Here is a 16,187-nt window from a genome sequence, read left to right on the forward strand (position 1 = left end):
TCCTTGGTCGAGGCAGAGGACTGGTGCAATAGCGACCGTTTGTGCTGGAGCACTCGTGACCCCTGAAATTACCCAGTTTCAGTGATATGCATGGTTACGAATCGCTTTTCTAATTGTAATCGGCGGGTTACGCGGCCCGTGCCATCCGATTCCACACGCGTCCGCCTGGCCTCAGCCCCAGCGGGCCACGATTACAGAAGAGCGCCATGAACCGTACGTATCGCATTGTCTTCAACCGCAGCGCGGGCTTGTGGCAGGTTGTAAGCGAGCACGCCCGTGGGCAAGGCAAGGGCGGCCGCCATGCAAGCAGATCCGTGCGCAGACGCCTGCCCTTGATGGCGATGCTGCTGGCGGCCCTGGGCGCGGCCGGCCAAGCGCAGGCGGGGCAGATGGTCACCCTTACCGGCGATGCTACTTACGCACCCTTCTCAGGTCCAAATATGGTGGCCTTCGCCCCGCTATATGTGGGCATATCCGGTGTAGGAACATTGACCGCCGCCGACGGCGGCCATATGACGATAGCGCCGGGCTACACGGTGATTCTGGCCGACTCGGCCTCGGCTGATGGCACGATCAACATCGGCGCGGCTCCCGGCGCTGCACCCGTGGGCGCTGGCTTCCTGGCGACGTCGCTACTCCAGTTCGGCGCGGGCACGGGTACGCTGAACTTCAACACCAACAACTTCCACGACTTCGGCGCGGCGCTGGTCAGCAGGGATGCAGGCACGCATCAGCTCAATCACTATGCGGGCTCCACGCGGCTGGTCGGCGACAGTTCAGGCTTCGTCGGCAAGACCACCGTCACGGGTGGGAGCCTGCAGATTCTCAACATTCTGGGCACCACCGAAGGACGTATCGATGCCGGGCAAGCTCCCGGCGCCACGGCCCGGGTCAGCGTGTTCAGCCCGGGCTCGACCTGGGCGCTGACGGACAACCTTTTCGTCGGCGGCGCCGGGCCCGGAGAGCTGAGCATCTTCAGTAGCGGCACGGTCTCGAACCAGTTTGCAACGGTGGATGCTCAGCAGAACGACGCGGCGAAAGTGACGGTTTCCGGTGTCGGGTCGCTTTGGAGCAATCGCGCGGTGCTGCTGGTTGGCTCCGAAGGCGGGCGGGGCAGCGTGTCGGTCCTGGCGGGAGGATATGCGACCAGCGTCGATGGCGTTGTCGGGCGCACCCAGAACGGCAGCGGCGCCTTTCTGGTGTCGGGGGGCGGCTCCGCCTGGACCAATGGCGGCGAGCTCAGGGTGGGCGATGTCAACGGACAGGGCACGTTGACCATCGAATCGGGGGGCTTTGTCTCGAACAAAGACAGCTATGTGGGCAGCATGGGCGGCAGCGGCAACGTCGTTGTCCGCGGCATCGGCTCCACCTGGGACAACAGCGGCGCGATGACCCTGGGGTTCGGCATAGGAACGGGGGCGGGCAGCCTGACGATCGCGCAAGGCGGCACAGTGAGCGTCGGCGTGAACGGTGGAGGGGCCATTTCCCTGGCGCAGGACCGGTTTTTTATCTTTCCCACCTCCGGCACGATCAATATCGGCGCGGCGGCGGGGCAGCCGGCCGTAGGCGCCGGCACGCTCAATGCCAGCGCGATCCAGTTCGGCGCCGGCATTGCGACCGTGAACTTCAACCATACCGAGCCTGCCTACACGTTTTCGACGCCGCTGTTGAGTACAGGCGCCGGCTCACATAGTCTGAACCAGATAGCCGGTACCACGTTGTTGACCGGCGCCAATGGCTCATTCCGCGGCAGGACCACGGTGTCCGGTGGCAAGCTGGTGGTGCTGGGCCAATTGGGAGGTTCGGCCGCCGTCACGGGCGGGGTCTTGCAGTACGGCAATGGCGTCACGGGCGCGGCCAACTCCCTGAGCGACAACCTGAAGGTCTCCGGCGCCGGCAGCACGCTGGCGGTGCAGCGGGGCGCCTCGCTGGCGGTCGCGGGCGATGTGGAAATGGCCGACGGCACCGTGCTGGACTTGATGGCCGGCACGGGCAGTCCACTATTGCAGGCAAACAAGGTCACGCTGGGCGATGGCGTGGTGTTCAGGCTGAGCGGCATCGCCGACAAGAGCGCGCTCGATACCGTGTTGATCCACGCGCCCACGGGCGGCATCGATGGCGACTTCAGCGCCGTCAGCGTGGGCGGCTTCACCGGAGAGGTCGACTATCTCACCGTCAACACGCACAAGTCCGCCGACAACACGCAGTACCTCGCCACCTACGGCCTGAGCTGGACCGCCAGCAACAATCTGGCCCATGGCACTTTCACGCTGACGGATGCGTCGAACAGCTTCACGCTGGGGTTGCCACTTTCCGACCAGGCCGCCAATGTCGCCGCCGGTTGGGACGGCAAGACCCTGACCAAGGCTGGCGCAGGCACGCTGGTGCTGCAGGGCGCCAACACTTACAGCGGCGGCACGGCCATCCTGGGCGGCACGTTGCAGGTCGATCGCGATGCCAACCTGGGCGCCGCCGCCGGGGGGCTGCGCTTTGGCGAAGGCACGCTGGTGACCACCGCCAGCTTCGATATGGCACGCGCCGTTACGCTGGGACAGACGGGGCGCTTTGACGTGGCCGCGAACACCACGCTGGGACTGACGGGCGCGGTGTCGGGTGCTGGAGCCTTGGTCAAGAACGGCGCCGGCACGATGGTGTTGAGCGGCAGTAATAGTCACGGCGGCGGCACGACGATCGCCAGCGGCACGCTGCAGATAGACCGGGATGCCAATCTGGGCGCGGCTACCGGCGGCCTGGCCTTCGGCGACGGCGCGCTCGCCGCTACGGCCTCGTTCGACACCGCGCGTACCGTGTCGCTGGCGCAGTCGGGAAGATTCGACGTGGCCGCTGGCGCCACGCTGGGCCTGACCGGCACGGTGTCGGGAGCGGGCGCGCTGGCCAAGAGCGGCGATGGCACGCTGGTTCTGAGCGGCAGCAACAGCTATGGCGGCGGCACGCTGATTTCAGGAGGCCGGTTGCAGGTATCGAGCGATGCGAATCTGGGAGCCGCGTCCGGCGGTCTGAGTTTCGACGGCGGCACCTTGGCGACCATGGGCAGCTTCGATACCGCGCGGACGGTCGAACTGACGAAGGCAAACAGTTTTGACGTGGCTGCCGGCACGACATTGGGCTTGGGCGGCGCCATAACGGGCAGTGGAGACCTGTTCCTGTCCGGCGCGGGCACGCTGCGCCTGGACAATGGGGCCAACGCCTACGGCAATACCTGGGTGCGGGCCGGCACACTGATCGGCCATGCCGGTTCGATCTCGGGCAATGTCGACATCAACAACAGCGGCAGGCTGCTGTTCGAGCAGGCCGCCGATGCGCGCTTTGCCGGCGCCATCTCCGGCAACGGCGCGCTCGTCAAGAACGGCGCGGGCACGCTGAGCCTGGACGGCAGCAATTCCTACTTCGGCAAGACAACCGTGTCTGGCGGCCGGCTGGTGGTGCAGGGCGTCCTGGGGGGATCGGCCGAGGTCACGGGCGGCGTCTTGCAGTATGGCGATGGCGTAGCGGGCGCGGCCAACAGCCTGACGGGCAACTTGAACGTTGGCGCTGCGGGCAGCGCCCTGTCGGTTCAGGGGCCGGCGACGCTGGCGGTGGCGGGCGATGTCAATCTGGCGGATGGCACCCTTCTGGACATTGCAGCCGGCGCGGGCGGCCCGTCCTTGCAGGCGGGCGGGCTGACGCTGGGCGAGGGCGTCGCCTTCGCCCTCAGCGGCATAGGCAGCGCCAGCCAGCTCGACAAGGTGCTGATCTCTACTCGCGACGGCATCCGCGGCGACTTCGGGTCGGTGAGCGTGGGCGGCTTCAACGGCACGGTGGACTACCTCACGGTCAACACGCGCAAGTCGGCCGATGGCCTGCAATATCTCGCCAGCTACGACCTGAGCTGGACCGCGGGCAACAATCTGGCGCATGGCACGTTCACGCTGAGCGATGCCGCCAACCGGTTCGTGGTCGGCGCGGATCTGGCGGACCAGGCGCCCAACGTTGCGACGGGCTGGGACGGACGGTCGCTGCTCAAGGCAGGCGCGGGCACGCTGATCCTGAGCGGCAACAACACCTACAGCGGCGGCACCACGATAGCCGGCGGCACGTTGCAGGTCGCCAGCGATGCGAACCTGGGGGCGGCTGCTGGCGGCGTGGCATTCACTGGCGGCACGCTGGCGGCTTCGGCCTCCTTCGATACCGCGCGCGCCATGGCGCTGACGCAGGCCGGACGCTTCGACGTGGCAGGCGGGGCGACGTTGGGGCTGGTCGGCGCAGTCTCGGGCAATGCCGATCTGATCAAGACCGGAGCCGGCACGCTGCGGTTGGACAACGCGGGCAACGCCTACGGCAACACCCGGATCCAGGAAGGCACGCTGATCGGCAATGCCGGCTCGATCCGGGGCAGCGTCGACAACAATGGCACGCTGGTGTTTGAGCAGAACGCCAACGCCACCTTCGGCGGCGCCATTTCCGGCAGCGGCGCCCTGGTCAAGAGCGGCGCCGGCACGCTGGGCCTGACTGGCGACAGTTCCGGCTTCACCGGCAGCACCACGGTCCAGGGCGGCCGGCTGGTCCTGAATGGCAAGCTGGGCGGCGCACTCAACATCGGCGCGGGCGGCGTGCTCGGCGGTGTGGGGACCGTGGGCTCGGGAATCGGCTCGGCAGTGACCGTGGCGGCCGGCGGCACGCTGGCGCCGGGCAATTCCATCGGCACGCTGACCGTCGATGGCGACCTCGTCATCGAGAACGGCGCGCGATACGCCGTGGAAACCAATCCGCAGGGCGCCGACGCCGATCTCGTCCACGTTACTGGCAACGCTACGCTCAATGGCGGTTCCGTGGCCCATGTGGGCCTCAGCGGCGGCTATGGCTTGCGTTCGGTCTACACGATACTGTCCACGGACGGGACCTTGTCCGGCCAGTTCGATACGGTGACGTCGGACTACGCGTTCCTGACGCCGCGCCTGGGCTATGACTATGGCGCGGGCCGCGTGTCACTTGAGTTGACGCGCAATGCCACAACCATGGCCTCGGCCGCCGCGACGCGCAACCAGCGCGCGGCGGCCGCCGCCATCGACAGTATCGGCATGGCGGCAGGCAACGAGCTCTACGATGCGATGGCGGTGATGCCGGATGACAAGGGTCTGTTGCGCACCAGCTTCGACCAGTTGTCCGGCGAGATCCATGCATCGGCCAAGACCGTGCTGCTCGAGGACAGCCGTTATGTGCGCGACGCCGCCAGCGAGCGTTTGCGCTCGGCCGTTGGCGCGGTTGGGGCATCGTCGGCGCCGGTCCTGGCGTCCGCCGGAGACGGCGCCAGGCTGGCCGCGGCGACCGCAATGGGCCCCGCCAGCTGGATTCAGGGCCTGGGATCCTGGCGTCAGATCGACGGCGACGGCAATGCCGCCCAGGTCAAGAGTTCGACCGGCGGCTTCCTGCTGGGGGTCGATGCCCCGGTGTCCGACGTTTGGCGCCTGGGCTTGATGGCGGGCTACAGCCGCACGGATTTCGACGTGCGGGACCGCTCTTCCTCCGGCGATAGCGATAACTACCACTTGGGCGCCTACGGCGGCGGCCAGTGGGGCGCGCTGGGCCTGCGTGGCGGCCTGAGCTATAGCTGGCACGACATCGCCACGCGACGCTCGGTCTCCATGCCCGGCTATTCAGACCGGCTCAAGGCCAGCTACGACGGGCGTACCGCCCAGGTGTTCGCGGACCTCAGCTATCGCATAGACACTGGCATTGCCGCGTTCGAGTCTTTCGCCAATGTGGCCTATGTCAATCTCAAGACCGACGGCTATACCGAGAGCGGCGGCGCGGCGGCGCTGCGCGCGAACAGCCAGACCACCGAGACCACGTACACGACACTGGGTTCGCGGATCACGTCCGGCTTCGAACTTGGCGGCGCGCAAGCCACCGCCAAAGGATCGCTGGGCTGGCGCCATGCATTCGGCGACTTGAAACCTGTCGCCACCCAAGCCTTTGCCGCGGGCAATGCCTTTACGGTGGCCGGTGTGCCCATCGCCAAGAACAGCGCTGTGCTCGAGGCGGGACTCGATGTGCAGGTCTCCCGCAAGGTCTCGTTCGATCTGTCGTACCAAGGGCAGCTCGCCAGCGGGGCCCAGGACCACGGCGTCAGGGCGGGCCTGAGCGTGCGCTTCTGATCCTTGCCGGCATCCACGGCGCGTTGCCAAAAAAAACCGCCCGTTTCCGGGCGGGGCAAAGGAACGCTGTAGAAGTCCGCAGACGCGTCAGAGGATGCGTTTGCGGACTTGGGTAATGATGATTTCGGCCACGACGACCACCGCGAAGATGGCGGCCAGCACCAGCGCCACGCGGTCCCACTGGAACAGGTTCAGCGCCGTGTCCAGCGCCATGCCGATGCCGCCAGCGCCCACCAGGCCCAGTACCGCCGATTCGCGCACGTTGATGTCCCAGCGCAGCAGCACGATGGACCAGAAGGCCGGACGGATCTGCGGCCAGTAGGCGTACCAGATCACCGAGGCCTTGCTGGCGCCGGTGGCGGTGACGGCTTCGATGGGGCCGCGCTGCGCTTCCTCGATGGCTTCGCCCACCAGCTTGCCGACGAAGCCGATGGAGCGGAAGGCGATGGCCAGCGTGCCGGCCAGGGCGCCCGGCCCGAAGATGGCGATGAACAGCAGCGCCCACACCAGCGAGTTGACCGAGCGGCTGGATACCAGGATCAGCCTGGCCAGCATGTTGACGGTCTTGCTGGGCGTGAGGTTGTTGGCCGCCAGCAGGCCTACCGGCACCGCCATCACCACGGACAGGATGGTGCCCAGCGTGGCGATGTGCAGCGTCTCGATCAGCGCGCCATGCACGCCTTCCGGGTAGTAGGCCCAGTCTATCGGCCACATGCGCCGGAACAGGTCGGCCATCTGCTCGGGCGCGTCGTACAGGAACTCCGGAATGACCTCGACGCCGCGGATCGCCTGCACGATGGCCGCGACCACCAGCAGGTAGAGCGCGAAGCGCAACAGGCGCTGGCCCATGCTGTAGCGTTGCCAGACGCGCGGCGAGCCCGCCGGATTCAGGGTGGAGGCGTGGGCGTTCATTCGTCCACCTCCGCCCGGCGCTTGACTGGCGTTGCGCTGCTGCCGATGCCGCGCGCGCCGGCAAAGCGGCCTTGCAGGATGCGGTCAAAGCCCAGGTTGTCCAGGAACACGGCGCGCACGAAGCCGGCCAGGATTTCGCCCAGCATGATGATGGCGATCAGGGTCAGCAGGATGGCGCTGACGAAGTCGTAGTCGAAGCGCTGGAACGCCGAGAACAGCGTGCCGCCCACGCCGCCCGCACCCACGATCCCCACCATGGTGGAGTTGCGCAGGTTGGAGTCGAACTGGTAAGTCGCAAAGCCGATGAAGCGGGCGAACACCTGCGGCAGCACGCCGAAGATGATCACGTTGGCGAACGACGCGCCGGTGGCTCGCACCGCTTCTACCTGCTTGAGCGAAATTTCCTCGATGGCTTCGGTGAATAGCTTGCCGATGAAGCCGACCGACGCGACCGTCAGCGCCAGGATGCCGGCCAGTGCGCCGAAGCCCACGGCCTTGACGAACAGGATGGCGACGATGACAGGGTGCAGCGCGCGGCACAGCGCCACGATGGCGCGGGCGGGCCACGAGACCCAGGTCGGCATCATGTTGCGCGCGCCCAGCAGGCCGATGGGCAAGGCGATGAGGATGCCCAGCACCGAGGCCAGCACCGCGATTTCCAGGCTCTCCGCGATGCCCTTCCACAAGGTGGCGGGCTTTTCGAAGTTGGGCGGGAACATGCGCGCCAGGAACGTGGACGCGTGGCCCATGCCGGTTTCGAAGCGGGCCCAGCTGAAGTCCAGCTGCGCGCCGGCATACAGCGTATAGGCCAGCAGCAACAGCACGCCGGCCTTGGCGCGCCCGGACATGGCGAAGGGGCGGGCGCCTTGGGGTGGGATCATTCCAGCCAAGACTCGCCTCCGTAGATGGTCTTGAGCATGGCGGCGTCCAGCCCCTGGCCGTCGCCGTCATAGACCACGTGTCCGCCGGACATGCCGACGATGCGGGTAGCGTAGCGGCGGGCCAGTTCGACGTCGTGGATGTTGACGATGACGGGGATGCCCGTGGCGCTGCCCTGCTCGGACAGCAATTCCATGATCTCGACGGAGGTCTTGGGATCGAGCGAGGAGGTGGGCTCGTCGGCCAGCAGCAACTGCGGGCGCTGCATCAGCGCGCGGGCAATGCCCACGCGCTGGCGCTGGCCGCCCGACAGCGCGTCGGCGCGCTGATCGGCGAAACCCGCCAGGCCCACGGTGTCCAGTAGCTTGTAGGCATGCTGGATGTCCTCGGGCTCGAAGCGGCGCATCCACGCCTTCACGGCGGAGGTGTAGCCCAGCCGTCCGGTCAGCAGGTTTTCCATGACCGTCAGGCGTTCGACCAGGTTGTATTCCTGGAACACCATGCCGATGCGGCGGCGCGCGCGGCGCAGCGACGCGCCACGCACGCGGGCCAGGTCCACGGATCCATCCTGCGACTGCAGCACGATCTCGCCCTTGGTGGGTTCGATCAGCCGGTTGATGCAACGCAGTAGCGTGCTCTTGCCGGTGCCCGAGGGGCCGATGATGGCGGTCAGCCCCTGTCCCGCGATCTGCAGGTCGATGCCGTTGAGTACCGGCCGGCCGGCCCGGTATTCCTTCACCAGGCCGGAAATGCGTAGCGACGTCGTCATACGGAATTACTTCTTGCTCTTGGCGGATTCGCGGTCGTAAGCGGCGCGGTTGAAGCTTTCGCCACCGGATTCGGCGACCTGGCGCACGATGGCCCAGTCCTTCTCGTAGGTCACCGGATAGAAGCGGTCGGCGCCGTCGAAGGCCTTGGACATTTCCGCCGGGAAGCGGTAGTCGTAGAAGCACTTGAGCATCTGGTCGCGGAACTTGGGTTCCAGGTCATGCGCGTAGGCGAACGACGAGGTCGGGAACTTCTCGCTCTTGTAGATCACGCGGAAGTCGGCTTCCTTGACCTGGCCGCGTTCGACCATGCGCTTAAACACGTCCGAGGCCACGGCGGCGGCGTCGTAGTCGCCGGAGTTCACGCCCATGACGGACTGGTCGTGCTTGCCGGAGAAGATGACCTTGTAGTCCTTGTCGGGGGTCAAGCCTTCCTTGGGGAACAGCGCCACGGGCGCCATGTGGCCCGAGTTCGACGAGGGCGCGGTGTGCGCCAGCTTCTTGCCCTTCAGGTCGGTCAGCTTCTGGTACGGGCTGTCCTTCTTGACGATGACGATCAGGTTGTAGCCCTGGAAGCCGTCGGCGTAGCCCTTGACCGCGAACGGCACGGCGCCCGCGATGTTCACCGCGAAGGCAGTGGGGCCGGTCGAGAAACCGCCCACGTGCAGGCGGCCCGAGCGCATGGCCTCGATTTCCGCGGCGTTGCTTTGCACCTGATAGAACACCACGCGCTTGCCCGTGCATTCGGACAGGTGCTTGGTGAAGGGCTTGAAGATGTCTTCGTAGACCGCCGGGTCTTCCACCGGGGTGTAGGTGAACACCAGGGTGGACGGCGTCTTCAGCTTGGCCGGATCGGTGGGCGTGTCGGCCACCAGATCCTTGTTGGCGTCGCAGTACATCTGGTCCAGGTCGCCGCGGTTGGAGCAGGCGTCGGCGGCTTGCGCGGCGGACGCACCCAGGGCGAAGGCGGCCAGCGTGGCCGCTTGAAGCAGGCGCAGAGCTTGCATCTTGTGTCTCCTCTTTCTTTGTTTGTGTGACGTGTCACTTAATTCAACCTGAATTCAAACATGGAAGAGGAGGGGACGCACTCGGGAAAGTCCCTGTGTTTCTTTTCGGCTTTTGTTCGTTTTATTCGATTTATGTTCGTTTTTGCGCGAATTTCAGCCTATCAGGTCCGGTACCCGAGCTTGCGCGAGATTTCCTGCGCGCAGGCCAGCAGCGGCCTGGCGATGGCACCGTCCCAGGCCACGTCGAACAGTCCGGTGGGGCCCAGGCTGGTCAGGGCCAGAACGATATTGCCGGTGTTGTCGAAGACCGGCACCGACAGCGCGTCCACGCCCGGCAGCGGATTGCCCAGCGCGCGCGCCATGCCGTGCACGCGGATGTCGGCCAGCTGCGCCTCGATGTTGGCGCGGGAGGCCTTGCGCGGGGGCGGCGTGCTGGCGATGACGGCGGTGTCGCCTTCCTCGCGCGCGATGTAGTGCTCGCTGACCTTGGGCGGCAGCCAGGCCGCGAACACCAGGCCGGTGGCCGTGTGCAGCATGGACATCACCGTGCCCTTGCGCATGTTCACGTGGACCGGGTAGCTGGCTTCGGTCATGTGGATCATCGTGGGGCCGTGCGAGCCCAGCACCGCGATGCCCAGGGTATGGCCGATTTCCGATTGCAGCTTGGCGATTTCCGGCATGGCGACGCGCACCGGGTCCAGGCGTTGCAGGCTCACCAGCCCCATCTGCAGGGCGAAGGGGCCCAGCTCGTACTGGCCGGTGATGGCGTCCTGCTGCACCAGGCCGACGCGGATGAAACTGACCAGGTAGGGGTGCGCCTTGGCCGAGGTCATGCCGGCGCCCGCGGCCAGGTCGCGCAGGGTCAGGGGCTTGCCGGCGTCGACCAGGGCGGCCAGCAGCGGCACGCCCACCTCGATCGACTGGATGCTGCGGCGGCCGTCGTTGGCGGCCGGGGAGGAAGCGGAAGGGGATGTCGCCACGGTGTGCGGACCTCAGGCCGGCTGTGCTGGGGTGGACCGCGCGGCGAGCAGCCGGTCGGCCATTTCGACGAAGCCCGCGCCGCCATGGAAGGCGGCGACGAAGGCGGGGCGGTGCGTCAGGCGGTGCAGCTGGGCCTGGATATTGGCCACGCCGACCGAAATCGGGAAGTAAGCGAACATGGGCTCGTCGTTGGGCGAGTCGCCGATGAACAGAGTGCTGTCCAGGGCGTTCGCCACGTCCGCGCCGAACTCGCGCTGGAACATGGTGCGCGTCATGGTGAGCTTGTCGTAGTCGCCGAACCAGCCATTGACGTGGATGGAGCTGACTTTGGCCTGGGCGCCGGCTTCCTCGAAGATCTGGACGATGCGGCTGATGGCGGCATCGGGCAGGGCCGGCACGTCCTCGCAGAAATCGATGGCCAGGTCGGCCACGCGGTAATCCTGGTCGCTGGCCACGGCGGCGCCGGGCACTTCGGCCAGGACGCGGTCGCGGATGGCGTCCAGCTTGCGGCGGCTGGCCTGGCGCGAGGCGGCGTCGGTCCAGTAGTGGGTGGTCATGCGGCGGGCCTGGCGGTCATAGGCGTAGTAGAACGCGCCGTTCTCGCCGACCACGGCGCGTACCGGCCACATGCGGGCGATATGGTCGCACCAGCCGGCCGGGCGGCCGGTGATGGGCACGACCTGGATGCCGGCCTGCTCCAGGCGCTCCAGCGCCGCGTAGGCGTCCGCCGGCAGGCGGCCCTCGGTGGTCAGGGTGTCGTCGATGTCGGTCAGCACGACGCGGACGGCCGCCGCGACGGTCAAAGGCATGGCCGCAAGGGCTTGCATGTGGGGTTTCCTTGGCTCGGTTTTTAAGGGGTGGTCTCCGGGCGAAAGTTTACCGGAGGCCCCCGCCGGGCGGGGCCTGCAGGGCCGGATAGGGGTTCCGCCTCCAGGGGCGGTAAAATCCGGGCTTTCCCGCCTGGTTTACGTGCCCGCCATGTCCGTCCAGTTGTCCCCTTTGCCCGGCTCCGAGCCGGAATCCTTCGGTATCGCTTCGGTTGCCGAAATCATCGCCGAGCTGCGCGCCGGCCGTATCGTCATCCTGGTTGACGAGGAAGACCGTGAAAACGAGGGCGACCTGGTCATGGCCGCCGAATTCGTCACGCCCGAAGCCATCAACTTCATGGTGACCCATGGCCGCGGCCTGGTTTGCCTGACCCTGACCGAAGAGCGCTGCCGCCAGCTGGACCTGCCCCTGATGGCGGCCCGCAACGGCACGCGCTACGGCACCAACTTCACCCAGTCCATCGAGGCCGCCGAAGGCGTCGAGACCGGCATTTCGGCCGCCGACCGCGCCCGCACCATCCAGGTGGCGGTGGCGCGCGACGCCAAGCCCGCGGACCTGGTCCAGCCCGGCCACATCTTCCCGGTGCGCGCGGTGCCCGGCGGCGTGCTGGTGCGCGCCGGCCACACCGAGGCAGGCTGCGACCTGACCGCCATGGCCGGCCTGACGCCCGCCGCCGTAATCTGTGAAATCCTCAAGCCGGACGGCACCATGGCCCGCCTCCCGGACCTGGTGCAGTTCGCCCGCGAGCACGGCCTGAAGATCGGCACCATCGCCGACCTGATCCAGTACCGCAGCGAACACGAATCCATCGTCAAGCGCGTGGGCAAGCGCACCATGCAGACGGCCTGGGGCGAGTTCGAGGCCGTGGCCTACGAAGACGCCGCCACCGGCTCCGCCCATTTGGCGCTGGTGCATGGTAACGTGACTCCCGATGCCGAAACGCTGGTGCGCGTGCACGAACCGGCCTCCGTGCTGGACGTGCTGGACACCGGCGCCAGCCCGCATAGCTGGGGCGTGGCGCAGGCCCTGCAGGCCATCGCCGCCGCGCCCACCGGCGTGCTGGTGCTGATGAACTGCCAATCGTCCACGGAACACCTGTTTGGCCAGATTGCTGGTTGGAATGACCCGAAGGCCCAGGCCAACCCGGCTAACGCCGACCGTTACGGCCTGCGTACCTACGGGATAGGCGCCCAGATTCTGCGTGACCTGAACGTGGGCCAGATGAAGCTGCTGGCCCGGCCGCGCAAGATGCCCAGCATGGCGGGCTTCTCGCTCACCATTACGGGTTACGATTGCGACCCTCCGAATACTCCCGCAACACACTGAAGGCCGACATATGAACCCTTACATCCTTACCCCCGACCTGAACGGCGAAGGGCTGCACATCGGCATCGTACGCGCCCGCTTCAACGAGGAAATCGGCCAGGCCGAACTCGAAGCGTGCCTGAAGGAACTGGCCGAACTGGGCGTGGACGAGCGCGACGTGATGGTCGCTACCGTTCCGGGCGCCCTGGAACTGGGCGTGGCCCTGTCCCACATGGCCGAAACGTTTGAATTCGACGCCCTGATCGCGCTGGGCGCGGTCATCCGCGGCGAGACCTATCACTTTGAAGTGGTCAGCAATGAAATGGCCACTGCAATCACCCGTATTTCCCTGGAAACCGGCATCCCCGTCGCCAATGGTGTGCTGACCGTCGACACCGACGAGCAGGCGCAGGCGCGCGCCGCCGGCAAGGGCCGCGATTGCGCCCAGGTGGCCGTTGAAATGGCCAACCTGGTGGCGGCCCTGGAGCCCGAGGAAGAAGACGAAGACGACGAAGACGAGGACGAAGATTTTGACGACGAAGAAGACGACGACCAGCGCTGATAGCGCGGCGCAAGCCCGCGCCAACGCGCGCAGCGCGCGCCGCCGCGCCCGCGAGTTCGCCCTGCAGGGCGTGTACGCGTGGCTGCTGCGTGGTGGCGAAGGCACGCAGGACGCCGGCGAGATCGACGCCCATCTGCGCGACACCGAGGACTTTTCCGAGGCCGACGCGCAATGGTTCAAGACCTTGCTGCATGGCGTGCTGCGCGAAGCGCCCGCGCTGCGCCAGCGTTTCACGCCCTATGTCGACCGTCCGCTGGCCGAACTGTCGCCTGTCGAGCATGGCATCCTGCTGATCGGCAGCTTCGAACTGATCCATCACGTCGAAGTGCCGTACAAGGTCGCCATCAATGAAGCCGTCGAACTGGCCAAGTCGTTCGGCGGCACCGACGGCTTCAAGTTCGTCAACGGTGTGCTCGACAAGCTGGCGGCCGACGTGCGCGCGAACGAAGTCAACAAGAGGTAGTCTTCCCCCCCCCCGAAGCGCTGCGCGCTTCCCCCCCAGGGGGGCGCCGCTGCGGACCGGCGGAGCCGGATCCGCGCGGCCCGGATTGGGGGAGCACCTATTTCTTGCGACTGGTGTCGCGGGTGGCCCCTCTGGTTGTGCGGGGCGCGCCGCATGATTTGTGGGGGCGGCAAGCCCCCGTGGGTTTCAATGCCGGCCAGATGCGCCGGACTGCGGAGTTGCCTTGGCGTCCGAATTTGATTTGATCGCGCGCTATTTCACCCGCGCGGCCCCTGCCGGCCTGCTGGGTGTGGGCGATGATTGCGCCCTGTTCCCGGTCCCGCCCGGCGAGCAGGTGGCTACCAGCACGGACCTGCTGCTGGAAGGCCGCCATTTCTTTCCTGATGTCGATCCGAAGTCGCTGGGACACAAGGCCCTGGCGGTGAACTTGTCCGACCTGGCCGCCATGGGCGCCCGTCCCATCGGCTGCGTGCTGGGCCTGGCCTTGCCGCGGCTGGACGAGCCCTGGCTGGCGGCGTTTGCCGAAGGCTTCCATGCGCTGGCCGGCGCTCACGACTGCCCGCTGATCGGCGGCGACACCACCCGCAGCGCGCATGACCTTGCCATCAGCGTCACCGTGTTCGGCGCAGTACCCGCCGGGCAGGCCTTGCGCCGCGACGGCGCGCGCGCTGGGGACGACATCTGGGTATCGGGCGAACTGGGGGCGGCTGACGTCGCCTACCGCCTGCTGGACGGGCAGTACCCCGCCAACCCCGCGCTGCTCGCGGCGACCCGTGGCGCCCTCGAATGGCCGCAGCCCCAGGTGACGCTGGGCCTGGCGCTGCGCGGCGTCGCCCATGCCGCCATTGACCTCTCCGACGGCCTGCTGCAGGACCTGGGCCACATCCTGGCCGCCAGCCGCGTGGGCGCCACGCTGCATTACGCGCAGATGCCCGTGGCAGCCGCCCTGGCGTCCCTGGAAGATGCGCCGCTGCGCCGCGCGGTGCTGGGCGGGGGCGACGTCTACCAGCTATGCTTCACCGCGCCCGTCTCCCGGCGTGAGGCCGTGCTGGCCGCGGCGGCGTCGGCCGGCGCGCGCGTCACCCGCGTGGGGCAGACCCAGGCGCAGCCCGGCCTGTCCGTGCTGGACAGCCAGGGCCAGCCCCTGGCCGAGCTACCGGCCGGTTTCGATCATTTTCCCGCGGCCTGATCCGCCGCGTCCCAACCCGCACACCCATGCCGTCGACCGACAATCGTCCCACCTCCATGCGCGACCGCGCCCGGACCGCATATCCGCCGTTGTCCTGGGTCTGCCGGGATCCGGGGAGGCTCATTGCCTTCGGCTTCGGCAGCGGTCTGATCCGGCCGGCCTCGGGCACCTGGGGCACGCTGCTGGCCTGGGCGATCTGGGTCGCCGCCGCGCCCGCCGCGTCGGATCTGGCGATAGGCGTGTTCCTGGCATTGGCTTTTTTGTACGGATGCTGGGCCTGCCATCGCGTCGGCCGTGAACTCCAGCAGTCGGATCATGTCGGAATGGTCTGGGACGAGATGGTGGCGTTCTGGCTGGTGCTCTGGCTGACGCCTGCGGGCTGGTTGTCGCAGGCGCTGGCGTTCGTGCTGTTCCGCACGTTCGACATCGTCAAGCCGCCTCCCATCAAGTTCTTCGACGCCCATATCAAGGGCGGTTTTGGCGTGATGTGGGACGATATCGTGGCGGCCGCATACGCCTTGCTGGTCATGGCGCTGGTCGTGCGCACTGGAGTCTTGGGATGAGCGGACAACAAGAAGGCAGCCGGCCGAATCTGTCGACCGGGCAACTGGCGCAGGCCACGTCGCTGGCGCTGGCCGAAAGGCTGGGCGAAACGCTGCGGCGCAAGGGCTGGATGCTGGGCACGGCCGAATCCTGCACCGGCGGCCTGCTGGCCGGCGCGATGACCGCCGTGGCCGGTTCCAGCGACTGGTTCGAGCGCGGCTTCGTCACCTACAGCAACGAAGCCAAGGTTTCCGAACTGGATGTTTCTCCCGACGCCTTGCACCACTTCGGCGCCGTCAGCGAGCCGGTGGCGCTGGAGATGGCCAACGGCGTGCTGCTGGCGTCCCCCGCCGCGCATGTGGCCGTGTCCACGACCGGCATCGCCGGCCCGGGCGGCGCCACCCCAGGCAAGCCGGTGGGCATGGTGTGCTTCGGTTTCGCGTTGCGCGCGGGCGAAGGCATCAGCAGCCGCGCGGTCACCCACGTGTTCCCGGGCGACCGCGCGCAAGTGCGTCAGGCAGCGGTGGATTATGCGCTGCGCGGCCTGCTGGAGTTGTTGGGAGCACCGGTTAACCGGCGTTGAGGCGAGGATTTCC

General features: G+C 67.3%; 13 protein-coding genes. 7 read left to right on the plus strand and 6 right to left on the minus strand.

Annotated features, from left to right (window positions below; all coding sequences use genetic code 11):
- Positions 1 to 206 precede the first annotated feature (206 nt).
- The gene (locus tag AC3WOB_RS04420) at positions 207 to 6,155 is read left to right on the plus strand and encodes an autotransporter domain-containing protein (RefSeq protein ID WP_492274305.1); all 5,949 of its coding nucleotides are present in this window, start codon (positions 207 to 209) and stop codon (positions 6,153 to 6,155) included.
- An 87-nt stretch (positions 6,156 to 6,242) separates the two neighbouring features.
- Here the strand turns inward: AC3WOB_RS04420 and phnE (AC3WOB_RS04425) are convergent, their stop codons facing one another.
- The 6 genes from phnE (AC3WOB_RS04425) to AC3WOB_RS04450 form a co-directional block, all read right to left on the minus strand.
- Positions 6,243 to 7,067, minus strand: a complete 825-nt coding sequence (phnE, locus tag AC3WOB_RS04425) for a phosphonate ABC transporter, permease protein PhnE (RefSeq protein ID WP_013396170.1) — start codon at positions 7,065 to 7,067, stop codon at positions 6,243 to 6,245.
- Positions 7,064 to 7,948 carry a phosphonate ABC transporter, permease protein PhnE gene (phnE, locus tag AC3WOB_RS04430; RefSeq protein ID WP_041654340.1) on the minus strand — a complete coding sequence of 295 codons (885 nt, stop codon included), beginning with the start codon at positions 7,946 to 7,948 and terminating at the stop codon, positions 7,064 to 7,066. The genes phnE (AC3WOB_RS04425) and phnE (AC3WOB_RS04430) overlap by 4 nt, the downstream gene beginning before the upstream one ends.
- Entirely contained in the window at positions 7,945 to 8,715 is a 771-nt protein-coding gene (gene phnC, locus AC3WOB_RS04435; RefSeq protein WP_013396168.1) for a phosphonate ABC transporter ATP-binding protein, read from the minus strand. Before phnC ends, phnE (AC3WOB_RS04430) begins: the two co-directional genes overlap by 4 nt.
- Positions 8,716 to 8,721: 6 nt before the next feature.
- Positions 8,722 to 9,720 (minus strand): phosphate/phosphite/phosphonate ABC transporter substrate-binding protein, encoded by a 999-nt coding sequence (gene phnD, locus AC3WOB_RS04440; protein ID WP_013396167.1) that lies wholly within the window; start codon positions 9,718 to 9,720, stop codon positions 8,722 to 8,724.
- Positions 9,721 to 9,881: 161 nt separating this feature from the next.
- The gene (locus tag AC3WOB_RS04445; RefSeq protein WP_207470562.1) at positions 9,882 to 10,700 is read right to left on the minus strand and encodes an IclR family transcriptional regulator; all 819 of its coding nucleotides are present in this window, start codon (positions 10,698 to 10,700) and stop codon (positions 9,882 to 9,884) included.
- Between the two features lie 12 nt (positions 10,701 to 10,712).
- Positions 10,713 to 11,528 carry an HAD-IIB family hydrolase gene (locus AC3WOB_RS04450; RefSeq protein WP_492274306.1) on the minus strand — a complete coding sequence of 272 codons (816 nt, stop codon included), beginning with the start codon at positions 11,526 to 11,528 and terminating at the stop codon, positions 10,713 to 10,715.
- A 151-nt stretch (positions 11,529 to 11,679) separates the two neighbouring features.
- Between AC3WOB_RS04450 and ribBA the strand changes: the two genes are divergently transcribed.
- The 6 genes from ribBA to AC3WOB_RS04480 all read left to right on the plus strand — a co-directional run bounded on the left by ribBA (position 11,680) and on the right by AC3WOB_RS04480 (position 16,174).
- Entirely contained in the window at positions 11,680 to 12,855 is a 1,176-nt protein-coding gene (ribBA, locus tag AC3WOB_RS04455; RefSeq protein ID WP_492274307.1) for a bifunctional 3,4-dihydroxy-2-butanone-4-phosphate synthase/GTP cyclohydrolase II, read from the plus strand.
- Positions 12,856 to 12,865: 10 nt separating this feature from the next.
- Positions 12,866 to 13,396, plus strand: a complete 531-nt coding sequence (gene ribH / locus AC3WOB_RS04460; protein WP_006391339.1) for a 6,7-dimethyl-8-ribityllumazine synthase — start codon at positions 12,866 to 12,868, stop codon at positions 13,394 to 13,396.
- Entirely contained in the window at positions 13,365 to 13,859 is a 495-nt protein-coding gene (gene nusB / locus AC3WOB_RS04465) for a transcription antitermination factor NusB (protein WP_013396163.1), read from the plus strand. The genes ribH and nusB overlap by 32 nt, the downstream gene beginning before the upstream one ends.
- A gap of 223 nt (positions 13,860 to 14,082) precedes the next feature.
- On the plus strand, positions 14,083 to 15,048 hold the full coding sequence (gene thiL, locus AC3WOB_RS04470) for a thiamine-phosphate kinase (RefSeq protein ID WP_492274308.1): 966 nt from the start codon (positions 14,083 to 14,085) through the stop codon (positions 15,046 to 15,048).
- 56 nt (positions 15,049 to 15,104) lie between these two features.
- A complete protein-coding gene (locus AC3WOB_RS04475; protein ID WP_041656413.1) occupies positions 15,105 to 15,611 on the plus strand; it encodes a phosphatidylglycerophosphatase A family protein in 507 nt (168 codons plus the stop codon).
- Positions 15,608 to 16,174, plus strand: a complete 567-nt coding sequence (locus AC3WOB_RS04480) for a CinA family protein (protein WP_492274309.1) — start codon at positions 15,608 to 15,610, stop codon at positions 16,172 to 16,174. Before AC3WOB_RS04475 ends, AC3WOB_RS04480 begins: the two co-directional genes overlap by 4 nt.
- Positions 16,175 to 16,187 lie beyond the last annotated feature (13 nt).

The organism is Achromobacter sp. FW305-C-30-7 (genome assembly GCF_058783105.1).